The organism is Paraburkholderia humisilvae, from assembly GCF_902859855.1.
Taxonomy (GTDB): domain Bacteria; phylum Pseudomonadota; class Gammaproteobacteria; order Burkholderiales; family Burkholderiaceae; genus Paraburkholderia; species Paraburkholderia humisilvae.
Genome location: NZ_CADIKH010000027.1, coordinates 1 through 24,446 on the forward strand (window position 1 = coordinate 1; position 24,446 = coordinate 24,446).

A 24,446-nucleotide genomic window follows, 5' to 3' on the forward strand; every position below is an offset into this window, starting at 1 on the left:
CCCGTCAACACTTCCATCACTTCGTTCTTGTTGTTAGTCATATACACAGTCTTATGCCTACCCGCTATTGTAAGTGGGAGACTGTGTCCGGACTTTCAGGGGGCTGTTCCACCGACCACAACAGGAAGGAAGTTCCATACCGTGAGATAAGGAGCCCATCGTTGTGAGGGGAGCGCCCAGCCGATGATTCCCGGTCCATCGTATGCGTCAGGCTTATGAACGTTCCACCAGTTCAGTAGACGATCTGTGGCAATTGCGCTACCCAAAAGTCCAAGAAGCGAAATAACAGCGACACCCAGCCCTGCGTAGCAGATTGCCTTCATCATTGGAACTGCAGTCTCTCGTGGCAATTCTTTAGATACCAGTGCACCAAATCCGGCAAACAAGAATCCTTCGAACGCAGTCAGCCACGTAATCCGATGATTTAAGACAGTTGACTCGTGCACCAACATCTGACGGACGTCCTCGGACATCTGCCGTGCGGCTACACGATCGATATCAGTGCCTGGATTCGTACTCATCTATCCCCTCCATGTCCGCGCGTCGAGTTCAGAGCAGAGTATCGGTTCAATAACCGGGCCTATGTGGGATCGGTCACACGACTTCGATTTTTGGCGGGCTCTATGGTGGGTACAAAATAAAAACGGGCCGATGGGCCCGTATTCACTGATGCTCTGGCGGAGGGCGTGGGATTCGAACCCACGAAGGCCGTAAAGCCTTGCCGGTTTTCAAGACCGGTGCATTCAACCGCTCTGCCAGCCCTCCGAGCCCAAAATTATAACCTGAACTGCGCCGCCGACCTCCGCGCAGTGAACCTTTATGGCGATTCTTTAAGAAACAGCGCCTGCAAATCATTCAGAAACGCTTGGCCCAGCGGCGTCGGCGCGATCTTCTCATAGTCCCGCGTGATCAGCTTGCGCCGTTCCGCTTCCTGCAACGCGGGTTCGATCGACGTCATCGTCAGTCCGGTGCGCTCGATGAAGCGATGCACCGGAAAGCCCTCGACCAGCCGCAGCGCGTTCAACATGAACTCGAACGGCAGATCGCGTGTGCCGACCTCGTGCTCTTCCTGCACCGCGCGGCCGGCTTTGGCTTCCTCGATAAACGTCGACGGATGCTTGTAGCGCATTTGCCGCACGATCCGGTTCGGAAACGACAGCTTCGTATGCGCGCCCGCGCCGATGCCGAGATAGTCGCCGAAACGCCAGTAGTTCAGATTGTGCTTGCATTGCCGATGCGGCTTCGCATACGCGGACACCTCATAGCGCTCGTAACCCGCGTCGGCCGTACGTTCGTGGATCCAGTCCTGCATGTCCGCGGACGCATCGTCGTCGGGCAGCGGCGGCGGAAACTTCGCGAACAGCGTGTTCGGTTCGAGCGTCAGGTGATACAGCGACAGATGCGGTGGCGCGTAGGACAGCGCCGTTTCGACATCCGCCTGACATTCGGCGAGCGTTTGCTGCGGCAGCGCAAACATCAGGTCGAGGTTGAAGTTGTCGAACGTGTGCGCGGCAACGTCGACCGCATGACGCGCCTGCGCCGCATCGTGAATGCGGCCAAGCGCTTTCAGATGCGTTTCATTGAAGCTCTGGATGCCCACCGACAACCGGTTGACGCCACTCGCGCGAAACTGCGCGAACTTTGCTGCTTCAAACGTACCGGGGTTCGCTTCGAGCGTGATCTCGGCATCGGCATCGAGCGGCAGCAGCGCGCGCACGTCGGACAACAGCCGGTCGAGCCCCGGCGCGGACAGCAGGCTCGGTGTGCCGCCGCCGATAAACACCGTATGCACCTGGCGGCCCCAGACGAGCGGCAACGCGTGTTCGAGATCGGCGCGCAGCGCATCGAGGTAGTCGTCTTCCGGAAAACGATCGCCTTTCCATTCGTGCGAGTTGAAGTCGCAGTACGGACACTTGCGCACGCACCATGGGAAGTGCACGTAAAGCGCAAGCGGCGGTAGCGACGTGAGGCGGATGCTGCCCGGAGCAGTAAACGTCTGGATCACACCGCCGCCGCCGGCGGACGCGGCGCTCACGCGTCCTCCTCGAGCCGCGCAAGCAATTGCCGCAGCGCAATCGCGCGATGGCTCGTCCTGTTTTTCACCGACGGTTCGAGCTCGGCGGCCGTCGCGTTGAGGGCAGGAACATAGAAATGCGGATCGTAGCCGAAGCCATGCGCACCGCGCGGTGCGTCGACGATTTCGCCTTGCCAGCGCCCTTCGGCAATCAGCGGCTCGGGATCGTCGGCCGCGCGCACGAGGACCAGCACGCAGAAGTAATACGCGCGGCGGTCCGCGACGTCCGCGAGCTGCGCGACCAGGCGCGCATTGTTCGCGGCGTCGCTTTTCTCGCCGCCGGCAAGCTGCGCATAGCGCGCCGAATAGACGCCAGGCGCGCCGTGCAACGCGCGCACGCATAGGCCGGAATCGTCGGCGAGCGCGGGCAGCCCGGTGAGCCGCGCCGCGTGACGTGCCTTCGCCAACGCGTTTTCGACAAACGTCTGATGAGGTTCTTCTGCCTCAGGCACGTTGAGCGTGCCCTGCGCGATCAGTTCGATGCCCGCCGCGGCCAGCATGGCCGCGAACTCGCGCAGCTTGCCGGCGTTGTTCGATGCGAGTACCACCTTGCCCCGCGTCGGCTTCACTGTGCCGCCGTAGCCGGCTTCCTGACGATCATTCACCCTGTAACTCCAATGCTTCCTTCTGCTTCGCGATCAGCGTTTCAATGCCGCTTTGCGCGAGGTCGAGCAGCGCGTTCATTTCATCGCGCGTAAACGGCTCGCCTTCCGCGGTGCCCTGGATTTCTACAAAGCCGCCGTCGCCGGTCATCACGACATTCATGTCGGTATCGCACTGCGAGTCTTCGTCGTAGTCGAGATCGAGCACCGGCAGCCCGTCGAACACACCGACCGAGATCGCCGCGACATAGTCGGTGATCGGCGATGCTTCGATGCGGCCGGTGGCGAGCAGCTTCGCGATCGCATCGTGTGCCGCGACGAACGCGCCGGTGATGCTCGCCGTGCGCGTGCCGCCATCCGCCTGGATCACGTCGCAGTCGATATGCAGCGTGCGCGCGCCCAGCCGCTCGAGGTCGAACACCGAGCGCAGCGCGCGGCCGATCAGCCGTTGAATCTCCTGCGTGCGGCCGGTCTGCTTGCCGCGCGCCGCTTCGCGGTCGCTGCGCGTATGGGTCGCGCGCGGCAGCATCCCGTATTCGGCGGTGAGCCAGCCCTGGCCGCGGTCGCGCAGAAAGGCGGGCACCTGCTCGGCGATGCTCGCCGTGCAGATCACCTTGGTATCGCCGAACTCGATCAGCACGGAACCTTCGGCATGTTTCGTGTAATGGCGCGTGATGCGCACGTCGCGTAGCTGGTCGGCGCGGCGGCCGCTCGGGCGGGTCGTGAGGTCGTTCATTGTGGTCGTCGGAAGGAGGGCGCTCGGGAAACGTCGATTTTACCGCCGATCCCGCCGCTGGCCGCAGACGCACGTCCGACGGGCACTTCCGCCAAAAATGGGATAATGCGCGTTCCCCGCCCCGCGTCTCGTACACGCCGGGCGGCCCGCATCCGGGGCCGTGCGCAGCGCCGCACGCCCCTCTTCGCGAGACGAACGATGATCTACAGCATGACTGGTTATGCGAGCGCCACACGCGAGCTCGCCGCGGCGTCCGGTAATGGCGGCGTCAGTGTGTCCGTTGAACTGCGCACGGTGAATTCGCGTTTTCTCGATCTCAACTTCCGCATGCCGGAAGACGTGCGCGTCTGCGAACCGACGCTGCGCGAAATGCTGATGAGCAAGCTGTCGCGTGGCAAGGTCGACATTCGCGTGAACCTGCAGCGCAGCGAACAAACGGCTAACGCCGGTGCATTGAACCGCGACGCGCTCGATCAGCTGGCCGGGCTGGAACGCGCGGTGCTCGAAGCCTTTCCGCAGGCTGCGCGGCTGCGCACCGGCGAAATTCTTCGCTGGCCCGGTGTGCTCGCCGAAAGCGGTGTATCGGCCGACGTGCTGCGCGACGCAGTGCTCGAATGCGGCAAACAGGCGATTGCCGAGCTGATCGACGTGCGCGCGCGCGAAGGCGCGCAGCTTGCGGCGATGCTGCTCGCGAACGTCACCGAAATGGAGTCGATCGTCACGAAGATCACGCCGCTCGTGCCGGAGCTGATTGCAAAGCACCAGCAGAAGATCGTCGAGCGCCTGCAGGAAGCGCTAGGTGTCGCGGCGCCCGATGCTTCGGCGACGATCGTGTCGCGCGAGGAAATCGCCGAACGCATCCGTCAGGAAGTGACGATGTACGGCATTCGCATCGATATCGCCGAAGAACTGTCGCGGCTCACCGCGCATCTGAACGAGACGCGCCACGTCATCCAGAAGGGCGGCAAGGTCGGCAAACGGCTCGACTTCATGATGCAGGAGTTGAACCGCGAAGCGAATACACTGGGCTCGAAGGCGGCGGCGAAAGAGCTCGCCGATTCGTCGATGACGCTGAAGCTCCTGATCGAGCAGATGCGCGAGCAGGTGCAGAATCTCGAATAAAGAGGCGCACGCGAGCGGACTCATCGGCCGCTTGCGAAGCGCAGATCAAAGAGCAGGTTACAGGCAGGAGCTACGGGCATGACCGACCCTACTCGCGAAACCACCGCGCCGCGCAATCCTTACACGGGCGTTTATCCGGGCAACCTGTTCATGGTTGTCGCACCGTCCGGCGCGGGCAAATCGACGCTCGTCAATGCGCTGCTCGCGCGCGATCCGGCGATCCGTCTGTCGATTTCGTACACGACGCGCCCGCCGCGCCCTAAAGAGCAGGACGGCGAGCACTATCACTTCACCAGCGTCGAGGACTTTCTCGCGCGCCATGCGTCCGGCGAGTTTCTCGAAAGCGCGGAAGTGCATGGCAACTACTACGCGACGTCGCGGCTCTGGATAGAAGAGCAGATGAAAAGCGGCCATGATGTGCTGCTCGAAATCGACTGGCAGGGCGCACAACAGGTGAAGCGTCAGTTTCACAATGCCGTTGAGATTTTCATCCTGCCGCCGTCGCTCGAGGCACTCGAAGATCGACTGAGAAAGCGCGGCCAGGATGAGACGAACGTGATCACGCGGCGGCTGCTCGCGGCCGGTGGCGAGATGGCACATGCGGCCGAAGCGGAGTATGTCGTGATCAACGAAAATTTCGATCGCGCGCTCGCCGAATTGCAATGCCTCGTCGCGGCGACGCGCCTGCGCTTCGGATCGCAGTACGCACGGCACACGAACCTCTTCGTGCAGCTTGGCATCCATTTGCCGCACGCGGGCTGACCGGGCGTCGATTCGAACACATAAGGTAGAATAAGCAACAACCAGAGAAGGAATTTCAACATGGCCCGCATTACCGTCGAAGACTGTCTGAAACAGATCCCGAATCGCTTCGAGCTGGCGCTCGCCGCGACGTACCGCGCGCGTCAGCTCGCACAAGGCCACACGCCGAAGATCGAAAGTCGCGACAAGCCCACCGTTGTCGCGCTGCGTGAAATCGCGGCGGGCCAGGTCGGCGTCGAAATGCTGAAGAAGGTGCCGGTATAAGCTTGCACCTTCACCCGCTGTCGTTCGTCATGTAATTCACCCACGCGTGCGGACTTGCGCGTCGCTAGCGTCGATTAACCCGGTCAGGAGGCGGACATGAGCTCGAATCCCTCGTCCTCCATGTCGGACGTCGCATCCCACACGGACCACACGGACGACGCGCACGATACTGACGCACCTTCGTCCGCACGCAAGTACATCGACGCGGTCCTCGAACAATCGTTTCGCCATCTGTTCGGGCCGACCGCGACGCCGGAGCAGCCACGCCGGCACGACGTCGTCTCGATCGCCAAGCTGACCGCCGCGTTATCCGGCTACCTGTCGCCGGAAGACATCAAGGCCGTCAAGGCGGCGTTCCACTTCAGCGACGAAGCCCACCTCGGGCAATACCGCCAAAGCGGCGAACCCTACATCACGCATCCGGTTGCGGTCGCGGAAATTTGCGCCGGCTGGAAGCTCGACGTGCAGTCGATCATGGCCGCGCTGCTGCACGACGTGATGGAAGACCAGGGGGTGACCAAGGCCGAGCTCGCCGAGCGCTTTGGCGCGAAGGTCGCGGAACTGGTCGACGGGTTGTCGAAACTGGATAAGATGGAGTTTCGCAATCGCGAGGAAGCGCAGGCGGAGAACTTCCGCAAGATGCTGCTCGCGATGGCACGCGATGTGCGCGTGATTCTCGTCAAGCTCGCGGACCGGCTGCACAACATGCGCACGCTCGGCGCGGTGCCGCCTGAGAAGCGCCGGCGCGTTGCACGCGAGACGCTCGATATCTATGCGCCGATTGCGCATCGGCTCGGTTTGAACAATACGTATCGCGAGCTGCAGGACCTGAGCTTCGCGAACTTCAATCCGCATCGGTACGCGACGCTCGAGAAGGCGGTGAAGGCCGCGCGCGGCAACCGGCGCGAAGTGGTCGGCAAGATTCTCGAATCGGTGCAGCGCGCGCTGACCGATGCAAAGCTCGATGCGGAAGTCACCGGTCGCGAGAAAACTATCTTCAGCATCTACAAGAAGATGCGCGACAAGCAGTTGTCGTTCTCGCAGGTGCTCGATGTGTACGGTTTCCGCGTGGTTGTGGAAAGCCCGCTCGAGTGCTATACGTGTATTGGCGCGCTGCACGCGCTCTACAAGCCGGTGCCGGGCAAATTCAAGGACTACATCGCGATTCCGAAGGTCAACGGCTATCAGTCGTTGCATACGACGCTGGTCGGACCGTTCGGCGCGCCGATCGAATTCCAGGTGCGCACCCGCAAAATGCATGAGATCGCGGAGGCCGGCGTCGCCGCGCACTGGCTGTACAAGAACGGCGGTGCGGATCTGAACGATGTGCAGAAGCGCGCACACCAGTGGCTGAAGTCGCTGCTCGATATTCAAAGTGAGGTTGGTGATTCGAGCGAGTTCCTCGAGCACGTCAAGATCGATCTGTTTCCGGATGCGGTCTATGTGTTCACGCCGAAGTCCAAAATCATGGCGTTGCCGCGCGGCGCGACCGCGCTCGACTTCGCGTATTCGATTCACAGCGACCTCGGCAATCAGTGTGTCGCGGTGAAGATCAACAATGAATTGCTGCCGCTGCGCACCGAGTTGAAGAGCGGCGACATCGTCGAGGTGATCACCGCGCCGTATTCGAAGCCGAATCCGGCGTGGCTCGGCTTTGTGCGCACCGGTAAGGCGCGTACCGCGATTCGCCACTATCTGAAGACGATGCGGCTCAATGAGTCGGTGCAACTGGGCGAGCGGCTCGTCGACCAGTCGTTGAAGGGCTATGGGTTATCGCTCGCCGATGTCACGCCCGAAGCGTGGGAAAAGCTCGTGCAGTGGACCGGCAACAAGAATCGCCAGGAAATCTTCGCCGATATCGGCTTGGGCCGACGGGTCGCCGCGGTGATGGCCAAACGCATCGAAGTGCTGATGAGCGGCCACGATGGCGACGATGACGGTCATCATCCGCGCGCCGAACATGGCGCTACGAACGCACCGCCTGTCGTCATTACCGGCACTGAAGGCATGTCGGTTCAGTTGTCCGCATGCTGCCGGCCGATTCCGGGTGACAACATCATGGGGTATATCGGCATCGGCCTCGGCATGGCGATCCACACCACCGATTGCCGCGTGGCGCAGCGAATCCATCGGCGCGATCCGGGTCGCTGGATCGACGTTGCGTGGGCGCCGCAGCCGGGGCGTCTGTTCGATGTCGCGGTCAAGGTGCTCGTCAAGAACACGAAGGGTGTGTTTGCACGCGTCGCGGCGGATATTACCTCTGCCGATGCGAATATCGTCCATATCGCGATGGACGAAGATCAGTCGCAGGAATCGACGGTGCTACGCTTTGTCATTCAGGTGAGCGACCGCGTGCATCTGGCCAACGTGATGCGGCGCGCGCGGACCAACCCTGATGTGATGCGCATCGCGCGCGAGCGGCCGAGCGAAGAAGGACATCATCGCCACGATGGCGGCATGCGGATCGATCGCGAGCGGGCCGACTACTGACGCTTGCGACGTCTCTGGCGCCTCGCGCCGGGTTGGATTGCCGGATGTCTGTGTGTGTGTCCACCAGGTTCTCGTGCAGCTTGCTGCAATGCAATGAACCTGCGTTTGTTATCGGGAGCGAACCCAGTGAACGTAGCGGACTTGAGCGGTTTAGCGCTCGACTATTGGGTCGCGCGCAGTCTGCACGACTTCGTGCGCGAAATTCACTTCACCGACAGCGGCCGCACCGTGTCGATTCGCGGCAATGTCTGGGGGCGGCCGTGGGACGGGCGCTTTACGCCATCGACGTCGTGGGAGGTCGCGGCGGTCGTTTTTGACCGCGCCCGACGGATCGAGGTGCGCGAGCGCTTGCGCAGCGGCGCGGTGCATTGTGTGGCCGAATTCGAAGGCGACGACGACATGGACGGTCAACGGGTCGCGCAAGCGCGTGGTGAATCGCTGCGCATCGCGATGCTGCGGGCATTCGTTGCAAGCCGTTTCGGCGATACCGTCGACGATGTGCTGCGGCAGTCGCAAGCGTTGTTCGGCATGCGCGCGGAGCCGGTCGGCGAGCAGACGGCGATGAGCGCCATTGACGACCCGCCGATGCCCGATGCGCAGATCGGCGACATCAAGTCCGCCCCGCGCTAGGTCCCGCGCCAGGCGCCGCGCAAGGAGCAAAGGACAGCCTGGAAAAACAAAGGGCCTTCCTGATGGAAGGCCCTTTCGAGAATGGTGCGGCTGGCAGGATTCGAACCCACGACCCCTTGGTTCGTAGCCAAGTACTCTATCCAACTGAGCTACAGCCGCACGCAGAAACGGGATTATAGCAAAGCTGAGGGAAAAGGGAAGCAGCAATCGGCGATTTGTCCCGCTGCGGCGATCGTGTAGGCTTGATGGGCAGGGCGTTTGAGCATCCGTCCGGGCTTCGTATGTTGTGTGCTTCATTGCTTCATTGCCTGGCGCAAACCAGACGTCATTCAGGGTTGACGCTGATTCGATGGGCGTTGACGGTATGGGTGGATCATCATGAACAAGGCTTTTGTCAAAGAATCGAGTGACGACAATGACGACGATCTTGACGTCGCGCAACCCGACGTTCCCGCGGGAACGAAAAACTACATCACGCCAGCCGGCTATCGCAGGTTGCGCGACGAATTGCTGCATCTGATCGATGAAGAGCGGCCAGAAGTCGTGAAGCTCGTGTCGTGGGCCGCATCGAATGGCGATCGGTCCGAGAACGGTGACTATATCTACGGCAAGCGCCGGCTGCGTGAAATCGACCGGCGCATCCGCTTTCTGACAAGGCGCCTGAATCTTGCGGAAGTGGTCAACAGCAGCAGGCAGGAGAACACCGATCAGGTGTTCTTTGGCGCGACCGTCGACTATGCGACCGGCAATGGCGAATCGCATACGGTCACGATTGTCGGTGTCGACGAGGTCGATCTGGATCATGGGCACGTGAGCTGGATTTCGCCGATCGCGCGTGCGTTGTTGAAGGCGAAGATCGGTGATCAGGTCACGTTGCACACGCCGGCCGGGCCGGAGTCAATCGATGTGCTGGAGGTACGGTATCCGTCCGCGGCAGAGGAAGGGGCGTAACCGCCGGCGTGTCGCTGCGGCGACACCAATAAAAAAGGCGCCGCAAGCGGCGCCTTCAAAACTGCGGATACTGCTGTAGTGCTTAGAAGCGGTGACGCAGACCAGCCGTAACAGCGACCTGGTTGCTCGTCGACGACTGACCGCTCAGGCCGTTGATGATCGGGTGAAGGACCGCGTTTTCGTTGGTGACCTGGTATTCAGCCTGCAGGTACACGTCCGTACGCTTCGACAGCGCGTAGTCCGTCTGCAGGTTGACCTGGTTAAAGTGCTGGCTCGTCGCGTCGACGTTCGTACGCGTGTACGTGTACGAACCGGCGATGCTCAGGGCCGGCGTCAGAGCGTAGCGCGCGTTAGCTTCGAAGTTCTGGAAGCGTGCGCCCTGCGGATTGCCGGTGAAGGTCGCCTGCGTACCAGCGCCGGAGCCGAGGCCGGCGAGGTCCTGCAGATTGGTCTGCGTGTACACGAGGCCGAACGTTGCCGGTCCGAGCGTGTAGTTGGCACCCGCGCCCCACGTTTGCTGGCGGGTAGCGAAGAACGTGTTGTCAAGCGCGACCGCGCCGGACGAGTTGATCGTGCCCTGGCTGATTGCGCCGGCGCTGTTGTTGAGCTGCAAGTAGCCCGCGCCGAAGTTGAAGCCCGCGAAGCTATACGACGCGCCCGCGCTGTACACGCGGTTGTTCGCGAAGCCGTCGGCCTGGTTCGAGAAGCCGTACAACGCGCCGAACTTGAAGCCCGCGTAGTTGACGCTCGTGAACTTCACCGAGTTGTTCACGCGGAACGAGTTGTTCAGGTTGTCGTTATCGAACGGGTGGGCAAACTGCGTGCCGCCGTATTGCGTGCCCGTCAGTGCCAGCGGAGCGACGTAGTCGACCATGCTGTCATATTGACGGCCAAGGGTAACGGCGCCGAACTGGTCGCTCGCAAGACCAACGAACGCTTGACGGCCGAACATCCGGCTACCTTGCTTGAGCGTACCGTCATTGATGCCGAAGCCGTTTTCCAACGTGAAGATTGCCTTCAGACCGCCACCGAGGTCTTCAGCACCGCGCAAGCCCCAACGGCTACCGTTGATCGAGCCGCTCGTTTCTTGCCAGTTGCTGTGGCCCTTCTGGTTGTTCGTATAGGTGATGCCGGCGTCAATCAGGCCGTACAGCGTAACGCTGCTCTGCGCGTGGGCGGCAGTAGCAAACACGCCCGTCAGGGCGGCGACCATGAGTGTCTTTTTCATCTTTGTAACTCCGAGAACAGGATGGGTTTTGGAAACCCAGGCTTGAAGAAAACCTACACGCGAGGCGCTGCGAGAGGCGAATTTCGCGTGAAAACGCGCTTACACCGAGCGCGTTCGTTTTCCGGTAGGCAAAGTGTAGAGACGCTGGTCGCCACGTGACCGTTCCAGTTTCCGCAATAAAGTATTACGAGATGGGAAATGATGAGGATTCCCCCTCGAAGCCTTACTGGCAAAGGCCTTACAGGTATTCGGGATGACCCTGGGGTATGATTCAGCGACGTGGCGTTGTGTAATTGCTACGTCAAATGATGCGGAAAAACAACAAAATTCCCGGCAAAGTTCAGATTATTGCCGAAAGGGGAATGATCGATTGTGGGCGGTGCGGATAATTAAATTCAAATGGGGCGCTATACTGAAATTTCTGCTTTCCGAAGCAGACTTTTTCGTTGACGAAAAAGATCTCCAAACTTTGTCAGCGCGACTTTTCAGTCGCGCTTTTTTTTGCTCGTCCGTTCGGGGATTTCCGGAGTTCAGCGGCGCCCGGCCTTGACCTGGACCGGCACGCATTCGAGACCCGGAGCCACGCTCCAATCCTCCATAACGTAGTGGCGTGCGTCCATTGGGGAAGACAGCAGGTTCTGCCAGTGATCGCCGTGCCAGACCGGATCGATCTGGAACGGGGTCGGCAGCGTCGTGGCTTGGAGTTGGGCGGGATTTTTCTCAGACGAATCAGAGAACAGTGCCGTGAAGCGGCGAATAACGTGTAACAGCATGACAGCCTCCCTAAAACCTACTGCTGTGGACCATCATGTAATGCGCGTTAGGCTTCAACAACCCGTAGAAACACTTACGAATCTCACGTTTTGTTACATGTCGGCATAAATTTCCCATTTAGCCAGACGCGGCGGTAAGAATGCCGTTAACGACTTATTGCGCCGTTTAAAAGAAAAGCACGGAATGCCCGCTGCATTAGTCAAACTATCATTTGACACTGGTAAACGAGTGCTTGACGATTTGTGGCATTTACACGTATAAATGCGAGGCTGATATCGAGTGAGGTTCGGTTCGGTGCAATGTGTTGTTCGTCTCAAAAACAAATTCGAGGAAATGGATATGGAAACCGGTGTCGTCAAATGGTTCAACGATGCTAAGGGCTTTGGTTTTATCACCTCCGATGCGGGTGGCGACGATTTGTTCGCGCACTTCTCCGAAATTCGCGCTGAAGGGTTCAAGTCGTTGAAGGAGAACCAGCGTGTCTCCTTCGAGGTCAAGACCGGCCCGAAGGGGAAGCAGGCAGCGAACATCCAGCCGCTGTAACAGCATCGCGCGAACCCGGCGCCTGACAGAAGCCCTCGCATTGGCGAGGGCTTTTTATTTTTTTGCCTTGAAACGGCATTACGTGGAAAACCGGATCAGGAATCGGTAGGCAGTGAATCAGATAATCTCAATTAATTATAAGATTTATCTCATAAACAATAAATTCATTACTTGAAAATGCGCTGGGACATTACGTTTGGCCAAAGCCCATGAGGTTGATCGGCGCACCCGCGGCGGCGAGGCTAACACAAAACTTTCGCGCCGGCCGGCGGGTCGATGGTGCATACTTGGGCTGAAATAGTCGCACTTAAACCCTTTCTTATTCATGTCTGAACAGTTCCTGGCGGCGTCGGCTGCGCTCGATGTGCCGATCGCGTTTGTCGACCTTGAAACGACCGGCGGCTCGACCGGTGTGCATCGGATCACCGAGGTCGGTGTGGTCGAAATCGGTCCGCAAGGCGTGTCCCGCTGGAGTTCGCTGGTCGATCCGCAACAGCCGATCCCGCCATTCATCCAGCAATTGACCGGCATTACCGACGCGATGGTACGAGGCGCGCCGACCTTCGACGCGATTGCGCCCGAGCTGTTTGCCCGCCTCGAAGGCAAGCTGTTCGTCGCGCACAACGCGAGTTTCGATCGCGGCTTCCTGCGCAGCGAGTTCGAGCGCGCTGGACTCGCATTCAACCCGGACGTGCTGTGCACGGTCCGCCTGTCGCGCGCGCTGTTCCCCGCCGAAAAGCGCCACGGGCTCGATGCGTTGGTCGAGCGGCACGCGCTCGTGCCGTCGGACCGGCATCGCGCGCTCGCCGATGCGGATTTGCTGTGGCAATTCTGGCAACGCCTGCATGAGCTCGTGCCGCTCGACGCGCTTCGCGCCCAGATCGACCGCACGTTGCGGCGCTACCGGCTGCTCGGCGACCTCACCGAAGACTCGCTCGACGCGGCCCCGGCTGGCTGCGGCATCTATATGTTTTACGGGGAAGGCGACGTGCCGCTGTATGTCGGCCGTAGTGTGCGTGTCCGGCAGCGGATTCGCGCTCATCTCACCGGGGAACGACGCTCGTCGAAGGATCTGCGGCTTGCCCAGCTGGTGCGTCGGGTCGACTGGCGCGCAACCGGTGGCGAACTGGGCGCGCTGCTTGCCGAAGCGCAATGGATTGCCACGCTGCGCCCGAGCCACAACCGCGCGCCGCGGTCGTCGAGGCACGATCCGGTCGACGCGCCATGGCCATTCGACGGCGCGATTGTGTTCGAAGAGAGTGGTGTGGACCGCGGTGAGCCTGCGGGGGAACGCGCGGGAGAACATGCGTGCACCCTTCACGTCGTCGATCGTTGGTGCTATCTCGGCCATGCGCGATCGCTCGCGCAAGCCGATGCGCTGCTCGCGCAAAACGCGACGCGTGCGTTTGAGCTTTCGACTTACCGGATCATGCAGACCCATCTCGCACGCGGACTCCGTGTGATGCCGCTCGTGCCGTCGGAGTCCCTGGCGTCGCGCGAGTCTCCGGCCACGCCGGTCGTCGAGGACGCCTCCACGGTGGCAAACGCCGGTTAGCCCGTCGCGCCGACCCCGCCCGATTCGCAGACATGCCCGAGCGCCCGGGTAAGCGCGGCCGATTGCGCCGCGTCGTAACGCGTCAGCGATTTCCAGTTAGCGACGCCCTGCGCGACTCGCGTCGGGCAATCGGGCATCGAGCGCATTGTTTGCACACGCGCCAGCCCCGCGAGCATCGATTGCGTCAGGCGGTCCAGCTGTGGACGCGTGCGCGAGTCGAGATCCGGCGCCGGTCCTTCCGGCGGCCGCAGCTTGCGCCACTGTTCGAACAGCGCATTCTGGATATCTTTGTTCGCGTCGATCTGATCCTGGAAGAACGCGTGCGCGAAGTCCGGGTCGATGCCGACTGCCTGCGCGCGCTTCGCAACGTCGGCGAGCAGCGCGGTTTCGCGGCTTGCGTCGTCGACCGGGCGATGATTCAGCCACTTCCACTGCGCGACAGGTTCGGCAAGTGCCAATCGCTGCGAGACAAGCGAAATCAGGTTAGTGAGGGCGGTGTCATCGGAGTCGGCTTGAGCGTGGGCGGACGCGAACGCGATTGCGAACGCTGATCCCAGCGCGCATAGTGCGCCGACGCGACGTGAACTTGCCATAGAAGAGAGGAAGGACGGAAAACGGGTAGGGCCAAGGGTAGCCCGCCCGGAGGGTTGTGCCGCTACGACGACTACCGTACGCGACGGGGCAAGGTTCGAACGATACGCGCATCGGCGCGCTTACGCCAACCGACGCAGCCGCATAACGTGCGCTCACGCTGGTCCGACCCGCCAGCAACGCGTGCGATGACGCGGCGCATCAGCTTATAGCGAAGCTCGCGAACCCACGGTCGCGTGCGGAAGGACGCGAGCGTGCAACGCAACCCGCGGCATCGCACGTGCAGCATCGCCCCTCGCGAAGTCCCCGTTCGTCGTTACTTCGGTTCGCACGACTTGCGCTGCTCGTCGAAAAACGCTCGCACGTGCTCTGGCAATTCGGCCCCGAGAAATTCGACGCCTGCGGGTTCCGGATCCGGGCTGAACACCTTGTCGGGGGTCGGAATCTTCGGCGGTTTCGTGTCCATGATCTTTCTCCTTTACAAATCAATTATCTGCCTCAGTCCCCGTTTGCCACTAGTGCGGTTGACCGCAAAACGACTGTTTGAACACGTTGTTGTTGCTTTAACGGCACATCGGTTTCGCGATTGAAGATGCTTGAATAAAATTTATCGCTTGTCCTTAGTACTTCGCACGGACCACTTCCACACCACTTCAAGTCCACTTCGAACAGGGCCTGCTCGAGCCCTTGCTACACCGCGTGTTTACTTTTGCCCAGGTAGCGATGAAACGTTCAATGCGCTAGAAGGGCTTCGTATGCGTTCTCTTCTACGAACGTTCGAATCGCCGTCGTTTTTTGTGCGTCGCAGCGTTCGCGTGCCTTCCACGTGGGCCGACCCGGACTCCGCGCAAGTGCATCCGCGCGACGCGCACGCGTCTTCCGGCACACCGCTGCCTTCCACCATAACGACCGATTCGGACAGTACGTTGACGTCGCCGCAAACGCTGAAGGCGGTCAACGTAACCGCTGCGTCCGCGCAACCGGCGTTCGACCTGGATACATCGGGCGTTGTCGAGGCGATCGGCCGCGACCCGATCGACGCACGCAACGTGGTCGCGACGGACGACGTATTCAAGTACGCGCCGGAACCTTCTAGTACGTAAACGCTTCACCGGCGATCGCAATTCCGTCTTCGCAGGTCGTGAATTCAACGAGCTGCAAATCGCGCGCAGCAGTAGAACAAAAGCGTGCGAATGGGCTATGCGATCACCGATCACGTTGACGCGACGCTCACGCTCGGCCGTTGCGCGTACCTCACGACACGGACGTGGCCAAACGTTTCTGACCGTTGTGGCAGGAAATGCCGTTTATGCCGGCAATGTGACATCCGGAGGCACGAATTACAGCACCGCGTCGAGCGCGTTCGCGCTGCGCAACGGTGATCAGGAGAACTGGTCCTGCGCGTTCCGCTTGCGACCCGCGCCGCGTTCGATGCGCGGCGTCGGCTGTGGGTCGCGTGGCTCGGAGGGCAGCACGGGGTTGTCGCGCAGTCGGATGATCGGGGCCACACGTTGTCCGCGCCGGCGGTAGTGAATGCAATTGCCGGAGCCGATCTGCACGAACGCGCGCAACCCGCCGGAAATCCCGGCGAGTCCCGATGCGCGCACCGTCTATATGAAGTGGTCGATGCCGCTCGCTCGATATGCGGCGCCAATAGCCGCAATCAGCTAGTCGGTAACCATTGAAGGACGTCAACGGGTCGTCGCGTTGGCCGCGTTCGCTTCCGGCGCGGGCACGACCACCGGTCGATCGTATGCGGCCGGCTTTGATGCCACTTCGACGTGCCCGTGAATGCGTGCCTGATGTCCGTCGGCGAACATGTAGTAGGGGAATGGCCGGGCCGGTGCCGATACCGCATCGAGCCGCGCGATCTGTTCGGGGGCGAGCATGAAGTCGAGCGAGCCCAGCGTCTGTTGCAACTGCTCGGGCTTTGTCGCGCCGACGATGATGCTCGACACGCCGCGCTTCTGATAAAGCCAGTTCAGCGCGACCTGGGCCATCGGCCGGTTCACGTCGTTCGCGACTTGCTCGAGTTCGGCGACGATCCGGAAGTTGCGTTCGGTCAGCTTGTCGAAGCCCGGCGGCGGCGCGCTCGCGAGCGATGCAAGCCGGCCGCTGCCGGATACGTGCGAGGGCGCGCCGTCACGCGACGGCCGGTATTTGCCCGACAGCACGCCCATGCCGAGCGGGCTCCAGGGCACAAGACCCATACCGAGTTGCGCGGCGAGGTCAGCGAACTCGTGTTCCGCGTGGCGCTCGATCAGCGAGTATTCGAGCTGCATCGCCGCGACCGGTTCGAAGCCGCGCCACTCGGCGAGCGTCTGCGCGCGGCCCGCAAACCACGCGGGCGTATCCGACAGCCCGACATAGCGGATCTTGCCGGCGCGCACCGCATCGTCCATCGCGCGCATGACCTCGTCCACTGGCGTCATCCGATCCCATGTGTGCAGGTAGTAGAGATCGATGTAGTCGGTGGCGAGGCGCTTGAGCGAACCGTCGAGCGCGCGCAGCAGATTCTTGCGATGGTTGCCGCCGGCGTTCGGATTGCCCGGCTCGGCGTTATACGTGTACTTGGTCGCAATCACGAGGCGATCGCGCAGGCCGCGTTGCGCGACGAACTTGCCGACCCAGCGTTCGCTCGTGCCCTCGGTGTAGCCGTCGGCCGTATCGATGAAGTTGCCGCCTGCGTCGACGTAGAGATCGAACAGCCGTTGCGCGGTCTGTTCTTCGGCGCCCCAGCCCCATTCGGTGCCGAACGTCATCGTGCCTAGCGAAATGGGGCTGACGCGCAGGCCGGATCGGCCCAGCAGCGTATAGCGGTTCATCGTCATCGCAGTCTCCTGATTTGTCTGAGTGCCGGCGCAGCGCCGGTTCATGGGTTCATGCTTCGTGCTCGTATTGCGATGCCTATCGTGCACCGGATCGTTTCGTGGAAAAATCGGGTCCAGCTACAAGGATTATGAAGATTTGCTTCGTAATGGAAACGATATGGACTCGACCCAGCTACCGGCTTTGATGGCGTTCGCGTCGGTCGCGCGACACGGCAGCTTTACGCGTGCGGCGGGCGCGTCGGGCGTGTCCGCGTCCGCGTTGTCGCAGACGGTTCGTGCATTGGAAGCGCAAGTGAACGTGCGCCTGTTCAACCGGACGACGCGCAGCGTTTCGCTAACCGAAGCCGGCGCACAGTTTCTCGAACGCGTGCAGCCCGCGCTTGCGGCGCTCGAGGCGGCGTTCGACGCGCTCGACGAAACGCGCGAGCATCCGGCGGGCACGTTGCGAATCAATCTGCCGCGCATCGCGAGCGAAATGCTGGTGTTGCCGCATCTTGCGGAGTTTGGCCGGCTGTATCCGCACATTCGTCTTGAGATGACGCTCGACGATGGGCTTGCGGATCTGGTTGCGGAGGGTTTCGACGCGGGGATTCGTCTGGGTGAGCGGCTCGCGCGCGATATGGTCGCGATACCGCTGAGCGGCGAACTGCGCGCGATTGTCGCCGGCGCGCCCACGTATTTCGAGCGCTATCCGGTGCCGCTCACGCCGGATGACCTCGCGATGCACGATTGCCTTCAATATCGCTTTGCGACCCGTGGTGGCATTTATCGATGGGAGCTTGCACAGCCTGATGAGCGGTCAAGGGTGTTCGAGGTGGAGACGCACGGACATTTCATCACGAACGATCTGCATACGATGGTGCGCGCGGCGGAGCAGGGCGTCGGCCTGCTGCATGTGATCGACGATTATGTGCGTGCGCAACTGGATGACGGCAGGCTTATCCGTGTGCTGGATGACTGGTGTCCACGGTTCCCGGGGTTTTATCTGTACACCGCTAGCCGGGCCCATATGCCGCTCAAGCTACGGGCGTTGATTGATTTCCTGCAGAAGAAGCGCAAGGGGGCGGTGCTTTGATGGCAGTGGCGCGGGGCGGTGAATGTGCAAACGGCGCCCTGAACGCAAAAAGCCCAGTCGCAACGACTGGGCTCCGTGCTTGATTCTGGTTGGTGCCGGAAAGAGGAATCGAACCCCCGACCTTCGCATTACGAATGCGCTGCTCTACCGTCTGAGCTATTCCGGCATCAGAAGAACCGCGATTATAGGGACTTCTTTATCCGTTTGACAAGCCCCAAGCCTATTTTTTTCTTTCGAGATGGTAGCGGGTCACGCGGTCGACTTCGTTCTTCGAGCCAAGGAATACGGCGACACGCTCATGCAAATGTTGCGGTGTGATGTCAAGGATGCGTTTTTCGCCGTTGGTCGCCGCGCCGCCCGCCTGCTCGACGATAAACGCCATCGGATTGGCTTCGTACATCAGCCGCAGCTTGCCGGGCCGATCCGGCGTGCGCTTGTCCGCCGGATACATGAAAATGCCGCCGCGGTTCAGGATGCGGTGCACATCCGCGACCATCGACGCGATCCAGCGCATGTTGAAGTCCGCCTGCCGCGGGCCGTCCTTGCCGGCGTTCAGCTCATTGATGTACTGCTGCACCGGCTCGTGCCATTGGCGCGAGTTCGACGCATTGATCGCATATTCGCGGGTATCGACTGGAATGCGCATATCGCTTTGCGTGAGCACCCACGAGCCCAGCTCGCGATCGAGCGTAAAGCAGTTGACACCATTGCCGGTTGTCAGCACCAGCACCGTTTGCGGACCGTACACCGCGTAGCCGGCCGCGACCTGCTGCGTGCCCGGCTGCAGGAACGATTGTTCGGTCGGCTGCTGGCCGTCCGGACAGCGCAGCACCGAGAAGATCGTGCCGATCGATACGTTCACGTCGATATTCGACGAGCCGTCGAGCGGATCGAACACGAGCAGATATTCGCCGCGCGGATAGTTGGCCGGAATCGGAAAGAACTGTTCCATCTCCTCCGACGCCATCCCGGCGAGATTGCCGCCCCACTCGTTCGCTTCGAGCAGGATTTCGTTCGACAGGATGTCGAGCTTTTTCTGCACTTCGCCTTGCACGTTTTCGCTGCCGGCGGTGCCGAGCGCATCGCCGAGCGCGCCCTTGCTGACGTGATAGCTGATCGCCTTGCACGCGCGTGCAACGACTTCGATCAACAGGCGCAGATCGGCAGGCAGATTGTTGTTTTCGCGCTGCTGCTCGATCAGGTACTTCGTGAGAGTGGTGCGGCGTTGCAGGGACATTGCAGTGCTCCGAACAGGCTTGGGGAATGTCCCGATTTTACCCGCTCGCCTGACATGATTCCGCATAAAGAAAATGCGCGTCGCAGGTTGCCGCAATTTTGCGACGAAGCATTGACAGGGGCGCGTGCAGCAAAGCAGGTCACGTACGCTGCGTACAGTTCGCCGGCGAGCGCCGCCCCGTCGGCTTTGCATACCGGCCGCGCGCTCACATGACGCTTGTCGAGACAGGTCGTGACGGCCCGGAGCGCTGCGCCGCAGTCCCGCGGCGGCTGGTTGCGCGTCAGGTCTTGCGCGACGACGTGATGGCCGTACTTCGCGTCGCACTCCGGGTTGCGCCGCGGGCCGTACTGCGGCTAACCCGCTGCGCCGCGCTGGTCGCGAGCGCGGCGGCGCGCGCATGCGCGGCCTGCGTTTTCGGCGGCTTCGGCCGCTCGCGCGGCGGCAGCGGTTCGATTTCGCGTTCGATTTGCGCGCCCGATTCCTCAGTGACGACGCGCAGGTCGTACGCGATCTGCAGGTTCATCCAGAAGAGCGGACTGGTGCCGAAATAGCGTGCGAGGCGCAGCGCGGTTTCCGGCGACACTGCACGCTTGCCGCGCACCACATCGTTGATGCGCGGAGCCGGCACACGTAGCGCGAGTGCGAGCGCATTCACCGACATGCCGCGCGGGTCGAGAAACTCCGCGCGCAGCACTTCGCCGGGGTGCACCGCGGCGATGCGCTCGCCGGTAGCAATGTCCGAAAAATCTGTGCTGGCCAGTTCGGAACGTTTGATGACCATACCGCCCTCCGTTTGTATCAGTGATAGTCGACGATTTGCACGTTCAGCGCTTCGCCTTCGACGAAGTAGAAACAGATTCGCCATTGGTCGTTGATGCGAATGCTCCATTGGCCGCTGCGCTCGCCCTGCAACGCCTCGAGGCGATTGCCCGGCGGCGCGAACAGATCCGATATCGACGCGGCCGCATCGATCAGTAGCAGCTTGCGATGCGCGATGGACTGAATGTGCGCCGGTAATGTGCGAGCAAAGCCACCCGCAAAAACGAGGGCAGTTGCCTTATCGCCAAATGTTGAAATCATAGGTAGTGTATAACGCACGACGTTAAATGTGAAGTGTTATCAGGGTGCGTTTACTTTGACCTCTTTGCGCGTGCTCGAGTAGTCGACCGAATGGCCAGGGTGCGTGCAAATAAAAAAGCCGGCAACATGTGCCGGCTTGTGTGCTGCAAGAACGGAAACGGGTCGTGCGGGTCGCTTCGTCAGGCGAGTGCCTTCTCGACAATCTCCCGCACGTCGCGCGACCTCACGTGTGCGGCGACCTTTTCGAGCGCGCCGCGCATCTGCTCGCGCAGCGCGGGCGTAAAGCGGCGCCACAGCTCGAGCGTGCGCGCAAGGCGCGCGGCGACTTGCGGGTTGAGCGCATCGAGCGCAATGACCTGCTCGGCCCAGAATGCGTAACCGGAGCCGTCTGGCGCGTGGAATTGCGCCGGATTCGCTGCGCAGAAGCTGAAGATCAGTGAGCGAGCGCGATTCGGGTTCTTCAGGTTGAACGCGGGGTGCGTCATCAGCCGGCGCACGATGTCGATCACCGGGCGCTGTGGCGTGCCGCGCTGGGTTGCCTGCAACGCGAACCATTTGTCGATCACGAGCGGTTCCTTTTCGAAGCGCCGGTAGAAATCGTCGAGTGCGTGCTGCGCTTCGCCATTGCCGGAGTTCGCCGCCGCGGTGAGCAGCGCGGACAGCGCGGCCGAGCGGTCGGTCATATTGTTCGCCGCCGCATATTGCGCGGACGCGAGGCGCACCGCGTCGCGTGGGTCGTCGAGCTCGGCGAGATACGCGAGCGCGAGATTCTTCAGGCCGCGATGGCCGGCGTCGTCCGGCGTCGACTGATAGGCGCCCGGCGTCTGATGCCGTTCGTAGATCGCGAGCCAGTCGCGCTGCAGCGCGCTCGCGAGGCGCTGACGAACGAACTGGCGCGCACGGTGCACCGCCGCCGGGTTGGATTCGTCCATCTGCTCGGCCAGATACGCTTCGGACGGCAGCATCAGCGCCAGTTCGCGGAACGCCGGCGACAGCGTCTCGTCGTTCAGCACGCGGGCGAATGCGGCGACCACCGCGTCGGCGAGCCTGAGCGGCGCGCCGCTGGACGCATGGTCGGCCAGCGTCAGCAACTCGCGCGTCGCGAGGCGTTGGCCCGCTTCCCAGCGGTTGAACGGATCGCTGTCATGCGCGAGCAGGAACGCGAGTTCGTCGTCGCTATAGTCGTACTCGACGACAACCGGCGCCGAGAAATTGCGCAGCAGCGACGGCAACGGCTTTTCGGCGACATCGATGAACGTGAAGGTCTGTTCGCTTTCACTGAATTCGAGCACGCGCGTGGTGGCGGAGGAGGGCCCGCTTTCGCCTTCCAGGCGCAGCGGCAGGTCTGCGCCGTCCGCGCCGATCAGGCCGATCGCAAACGGAATCAGCAACGGCCCTTGCTGTGTTTCGCGCGCCGCCTGCGAGCTGTCGCCATAGCCCTGTTTGAGCGTGACGCGATAACGGCGTTGCGCCGCATCGTAGCCGGTCGACACGGTCACGCGCGGCGTGCCGGCCTGGCTATACCAGCGCTCGAATTGCGCGAGATCGCGGCCGTTCGCGTCGGCCATCGCCTCGCGGAAATCGTCGCAAGTCACCGCGTGCCCGTCGTGGCACTTGAAGTACAGATCCATCCCGCGTCTGAAGCCGTCGCGGCCGAACAGCGTCTGATACATCCGCACGACTTCCGCGCCTTTTTCATAGACGGTCATCGTGTAGAAGTTGTTGATTTCGACATAACTTTCCGGCCTCACCGGATGCGCCATCGGACCCGCGTCTTCGGCGAACTGCATCTGACGCAGCACGCGCACGTCTTCGATACGCTTCGTTGCGCGCGCGCCTTCGTCGCCGGCATGGCTGTCGCCGGCGCCGCCCGCCATGTCGGCGGAGAATTCCTGGTCGCGAAATACCGTCAGACCTTCCTTCAGGCTTAGCTGGAACCAGTCGCGGCACGTCACGCGGTTGCCGGTCCAGTTATGGAAATACTCATGGCCCACCACCGCTTCGATGTTCGAAAAGTCGGTATCAGTGGCCGTTTCCGGGTTCGCGAGCACGTACTTCGTGTTGAAGATGTTCAGGCCTTTGTTCTCCATCGCGCCCATGTTGAAGTCGCTGACCGCGACGATCATGAAGCGGTCGAGATCCAGTTCGAGCCCGAAGCGCCGTTCGTCCCAACGAATCGAATGGATCAGCGAGTCCATCGCATGCCGCGTCTTGTCGAGATCGTGCGGTTCGACCCAGACCTGCAGCAGCTTTTCCTGGCCCGAGCCGCTCTTCACGCGCTCCTCGAGCGCGACCAGTTTGCCGGCGACGAGCGCGAACAGATAACTTGGCTTCCTGAACGGATCTTCCCAGCGCGCAAAGTGCCGGCCGTCCGGCAGATCCCCTTTTTCAAGCAGATTGCCGTTCGACAGCAGCACCGGGTACGCCTCCTTGTCGGCGCGCAACGTCACCGTGTAGGTCGCCATCACGTCCGGGCGGTCGAGGAACCAGGTAATGCGGCGAAAGCCCTCCGCCTCGCACTGCGTGAAAAAGTTGCCGCTCGACACATAGAGGCCCGACAGCGTCGTGTTTTCCGCGGGATTGCAGGTGCCGACGAGCGTTAGCTCGAACGCATCGGGCAGGTTCTCGAGCGTCAGGCCGTGCTCGTGCACGCGCACGGCGGCGTGCGGCGTGCCCTCGACCGTCGCGCTCACGAAGTCGAGTTGTTCTCCCATCAGTTCCAGGTGCGCGGCGCGGGCTGCGTCCGGGTTACGGCGCACACGCATCGTGTTGCTGATGGTGGTGCGTTCAGGCACGAGGTCGAACTCCAGCGCGACGGTATCGATCAGGAAGGCGGGCGGCGCGTAATCGGCGCGGCGGATGACGGGGGGCGTAGCGGTATCGGCCATGGTCGGTAGAAAATGAGAGTCTCGAAGCCGGCTTGCGCAGCGCGCGAGCCGGGCGGATCGGGTTATTTTAAAAGCAAAGGCGCGCTTCGTCCGGCGCGGGCTTCCCGGTCCGTTCCAGCGGCTTGCGGCAAAAGGGTTAGCGCCGCACGGACAGCCGCTGCGCGGCCCGAACTTTTCGCGCGGCCGAACGGTCAGCGTATTATCTGGGCCGCCTGCGCGGCGTGCGCGGGCGGCGACAGCGACAGAAAGGAATGGCGATGAAGCTCGATCGATGGACCCGTCAAGCGGCGCTGATGTTGACCGCGCTGGCTACGTTACTGGCAGGCTGCACGTCATATGTGACGACCCAGGTGACCGCGTTCTCCAACTGGGAAGGCGGCAGCGACGCGAGCCGCACCTACGCATTTGAGCGCAACCCTTCGCAGCAGAACAGCCTCGAAGACTCAACCTACGAACAGGTGGTGGCGAACGAACTGGCGACGCATGCGTTCACCCAGGCCGATCTGCAGCACGCGCATTACCTGGTCGCGATTGCTTATGGCACGCGCTCCGACATGGCGGTGTCTTCTACGCCGGCTTACTACTACGACCCGTGGCCGGGCCCTTATTACTGGGGCCGCCCGTACGGGTGGGGCGGCTGGGGTCCCTGGGGGCCGTACGGCCCGTACGGCGGCGGATATGTGACACAAAGCTATCCGGTGTTCACGCATACGCTCGGCATTCGTATCACCGACCGCGCAAGCGGCAAGGAAGTCTATAACGTGACCGCGCGCAGCTCGGGCGATGAACCGTCGCTCGTGTATGCGATGCCCTACCTCGCGCGCAGTGCATTGGCGGATTTCCCGCTCGGCAACGGCGTGGTGCGCACCGTGAAGCTTCCGGTCGATCAGCAGAGCGGCGCGCCGAACGAAGTCGCAGCGGGCGTCGCGGCGCCCGCTGCGCCGGCGTCAGGCGCAAAAACGGTGCAGTAGGCGGCCGCGCGGCGGGCGGCGGTGCGATAGCGGTTCAGCAGC

At 61.9% G+C, this 24,446-nt stretch carries 24 protein-coding genes, 3 tRNA genes and 1 pseudogene; 12 read left to right on the top strand and 16 right to left on the bottom strand.

Features of this window, described 5'->3' with window-relative positions; genetic code table 11:
- Positions 1-95 precede the first annotated feature (95 nt).
- The 5 genes from HV796_RS25180 to rph form a co-directional block, all read right to left on the bottom strand.
- On the bottom strand, positions 96-521 hold the full coding sequence (locus HV796_RS25180; protein ID WP_175229222.1) for a hypothetical protein: 426 nt from the start codon (positions 519-521) through the stop codon (positions 96-98).
- A gap of 154 nt (positions 522-675) precedes the next feature.
- Positions 676-765, bottom strand: a tRNA-Ser gene (locus HV796_RS25185).
- 52 nt (positions 766-817) lie between these two features.
- Complete coding sequence (hemW, locus tag HV796_RS25190; RefSeq protein WP_175229223.1) at positions 818-2,035, bottom strand: radical SAM family heme chaperone HemW; 1,218 nt, start codon at positions 2,033-2,035, stop codon at positions 818-820.
- Positions 2,032-2,679, bottom strand: a complete 648-nt coding sequence (rdgB, locus tag HV796_RS25195; protein WP_175229224.1) for an RdgB/HAM1 family non-canonical purine NTP pyrophosphatase — start codon at positions 2,677-2,679, stop codon at positions 2,032-2,034. The genes hemW and rdgB overlap by 4 nt, the downstream gene beginning before the upstream one ends.
- Complete coding sequence (rph, locus tag HV796_RS25200; protein ID WP_175229225.1) at positions 2,672-3,412, bottom strand: ribonuclease PH; 741 nt, start codon at positions 3,410-3,412, stop codon at positions 2,672-2,674. The genes rdgB and rph overlap by 8 nt, the downstream gene beginning before the upstream one ends.
- Positions 3,413-3,610: 198 nt before the next feature.
- Between rph and HV796_RS25205 the strand changes: the two genes are divergently transcribed.
- The 5 genes from HV796_RS25205 (at position 3,611) to HV796_RS25225 (ending at position 8,680) form a co-directional block, all read left to right on the top strand.
- Positions 3,611-4,534 (top strand): YicC/YloC family endoribonuclease, encoded by a 924-nt coding sequence (locus HV796_RS25205; protein ID WP_175229226.1) that lies wholly within the window; start codon positions 3,611-3,613, stop codon positions 4,532-4,534.
- Positions 4,535-4,612: 78 nt separating this feature from the next.
- Positions 4,613-5,296, top strand: coding sequence for a guanylate kinase (gmk, locus tag HV796_RS25210; protein ID WP_175229227.1), 684 nt, complete (start codon positions 4,613-4,615; stop codon positions 5,294-5,296).
- Between the two features lie 60 nt (positions 5,297-5,356).
- Positions 5,357-5,560 carry a DNA-directed RNA polymerase subunit omega gene (gene rpoZ / locus HV796_RS25215; protein WP_006025620.1) on the top strand — a complete coding sequence of 68 codons (204 nt, stop codon included), beginning with the start codon at positions 5,357-5,359 and terminating at the stop codon, positions 5,558-5,560.
- A gap of 96 nt (positions 5,561-5,656) precedes the next feature.
- A complete protein-coding gene (locus HV796_RS25220) occupies positions 5,657-8,050 on the top strand; it encodes a RelA/SpoT family protein (protein ID WP_377692836.1) in 2,394 nt (797 codons plus the stop codon).
- A 126-nt stretch (positions 8,051-8,176) separates the two neighbouring features.
- Positions 8,177-8,680, top strand: coding sequence for a phage protein NinX family protein (locus HV796_RS25225; protein ID WP_175229228.1), 504 nt, complete (start codon positions 8,177-8,179; stop codon positions 8,678-8,680).
- Between the two features lie 82 nt (positions 8,681-8,762).
- Here HV796_RS25225 and HV796_RS25230 read toward each other — a convergent pair.
- A tRNA-Arg gene (locus tag HV796_RS25230) sits at positions 8,763-8,839 on the bottom strand.
- A 219-nt stretch (positions 8,840-9,058) separates the two neighbouring features.
- On the opposite strand from HV796_RS25230, the gene greB reads away from it, so the two are divergent.
- On the top strand, positions 9,059-9,631 hold the full coding sequence (greB, locus tag HV796_RS25235; protein WP_175229229.1) for a transcription elongation factor GreB: 573 nt from the start codon (positions 9,059-9,061) through the stop codon (positions 9,629-9,631).
- Between the two features lie 82 nt (positions 9,632-9,713).
- Here the strand turns inward: greB and HV796_RS25240 are convergent, their stop codons facing one another.
- On the bottom strand, positions 9,714-10,859 hold the full coding sequence (locus tag HV796_RS25240) for a porin (protein ID WP_175229230.1): 1,146 nt from the start codon (positions 10,857-10,859) through the stop codon (positions 9,714-9,716).
- Positions 10,860-11,389: 530 nt separating this feature from the next.
- Positions 11,390-11,632: a hypothetical protein gene (locus HV796_RS25245; protein WP_175229231.1), complete on the bottom strand. Its 243-nt coding sequence runs from the start codon at positions 11,630-11,632 to the stop codon at positions 11,390-11,392.
- 340 nt (positions 11,633-11,972) lie between these two features.
- Between HV796_RS25245 and HV796_RS25250 the strand changes: the two genes are divergently transcribed.
- Together HV796_RS25250 and HV796_RS25255 are read left to right on the top strand one after the other, a co-directional pair.
- A complete protein-coding gene (locus tag HV796_RS25250; RefSeq protein WP_175229232.1) occupies positions 11,973-12,176 on the top strand; it encodes a cold-shock protein in 204 nt (67 codons plus the stop codon).
- A gap of 325 nt (positions 12,177-12,501) precedes the next feature.
- On the top strand, positions 12,502-13,731 hold the full coding sequence (locus tag HV796_RS25255) for an exonuclease domain-containing protein (protein WP_175229233.1): 1,230 nt from the start codon (positions 12,502-12,504) through the stop codon (positions 13,729-13,731).
- Here the strand turns inward: HV796_RS25255 and HV796_RS25260 are convergent.
- Both HV796_RS25260 and HV796_RS25265 read right to left on the bottom strand, forming a co-directional pair.
- Positions 13,728-14,324 (bottom strand): chorismate mutase, encoded by a 597-nt coding sequence (locus HV796_RS25260; RefSeq protein ID WP_175229234.1) that lies wholly within the window; start codon positions 14,322-14,324, stop codon positions 13,728-13,730. The genes HV796_RS25255 and HV796_RS25260 overlap by 4 nt on opposite strands.
- A 314-nt stretch (positions 14,325-14,638) precedes the next feature.
- Positions 14,639-14,788: a hypothetical protein gene (locus tag HV796_RS25265; RefSeq protein WP_166676390.1), complete on the bottom strand. Its 150-nt coding sequence runs from the start codon at positions 14,786-14,788 to the stop codon at positions 14,639-14,641.
- Positions 14,789-15,137: 349 nt separating this feature from the next.
- Here HV796_RS25265 and HV796_RS45885 point away from each other — a divergent pair, with 349 nt between their 5' ends.
- The gene (locus HV796_RS45885; protein ID WP_175229235.1) at positions 15,138-15,425 is read left to right on the top strand and encodes a hypothetical protein; all 288 of its coding nucleotides are present in this window, start codon (positions 15,138-15,140) and stop codon (positions 15,423-15,425) included.
- Positions 15,426-15,713: 288 nt separating this feature from the next.
- Positions 15,714-15,957, top strand: a pseudogene (locus HV796_RS25275) (exo-alpha-sialidase); the annotation flags it as partial.
- Positions 15,958-16,013: 56 nt separating this feature from the next.
- On the opposite strand, the gene HV796_RS25280 reads toward HV796_RS25275, so the two are convergent.
- Positions 16,014-17,153 carry an aldo/keto reductase gene (locus HV796_RS25280; RefSeq protein WP_175229236.1) on the bottom strand — a complete coding sequence of 380 codons (1,140 nt, stop codon included), beginning with the start codon at positions 17,151-17,153 and terminating at the stop codon, positions 16,014-16,016.
- A gap of 157 nt (positions 17,154-17,310) precedes the next feature.
- On the opposite strand from HV796_RS25280, the gene HV796_RS25285 reads away from it, so the two are divergent.
- Entirely contained in the window at positions 17,311-18,228 is a 918-nt protein-coding gene (locus HV796_RS25285) for a LysR family transcriptional regulator (protein WP_175229237.1), read from the top strand.
- A 90-nt stretch (positions 18,229-18,318) separates the two neighbouring features.
- On the opposite strand, the gene HV796_RS25290 is transcribed toward HV796_RS25285, so the two are convergent.
- From HV796_RS25290 to pepN, 5 genes are all read right to left on the bottom strand, one after another.
- Positions 18,319-18,394 (bottom strand) — tRNA-Thr (locus tag HV796_RS25290).
- 54 nt (positions 18,395-18,448) lie between these two features.
- A complete protein-coding gene (locus HV796_RS25295) occupies positions 18,449-19,465 on the bottom strand; it encodes a class 1 fructose-bisphosphatase (RefSeq protein ID WP_175229238.1) in 1,017 nt (338 codons plus the stop codon).
- 280 nt (positions 19,466-19,745) lie between these two features.
- A complete protein-coding gene (locus HV796_RS25300) occupies positions 19,746-20,246 on the bottom strand; it encodes a HigA family addiction module antitoxin (protein WP_175229239.1) in 501 nt (166 codons plus the stop codon).
- A gap of 17 nt (positions 20,247-20,263) precedes the next feature.
- Positions 20,264-20,545 (bottom strand): type II toxin-antitoxin system RelE/ParE family toxin, encoded by a 282-nt coding sequence (locus HV796_RS25305; RefSeq protein ID WP_175229240.1) that lies wholly within the window; start codon positions 20,543-20,545, stop codon positions 20,264-20,266.
- Positions 20,546-20,724: 179 nt separating this feature from the next.
- Positions 20,725-23,433 (bottom strand): aminopeptidase N, encoded by a 2,709-nt coding sequence (pepN, locus tag HV796_RS25310; RefSeq protein ID WP_175229241.1) that lies wholly within the window; start codon positions 23,431-23,433, stop codon positions 20,725-20,727.
- A 257-nt stretch (positions 23,434-23,690) separates the two neighbouring features.
- Here pepN and HV796_RS25315 point away from each other — a divergent pair, with 257 nt between their 5' ends.
- A complete protein-coding gene (locus tag HV796_RS25315; RefSeq protein WP_175229242.1) occupies positions 23,691-24,404 on the top strand; it encodes a DUF4136 domain-containing protein in 714 nt (237 codons plus the stop codon).
- Positions 24,405-24,446 lie beyond the last annotated feature (42 nt).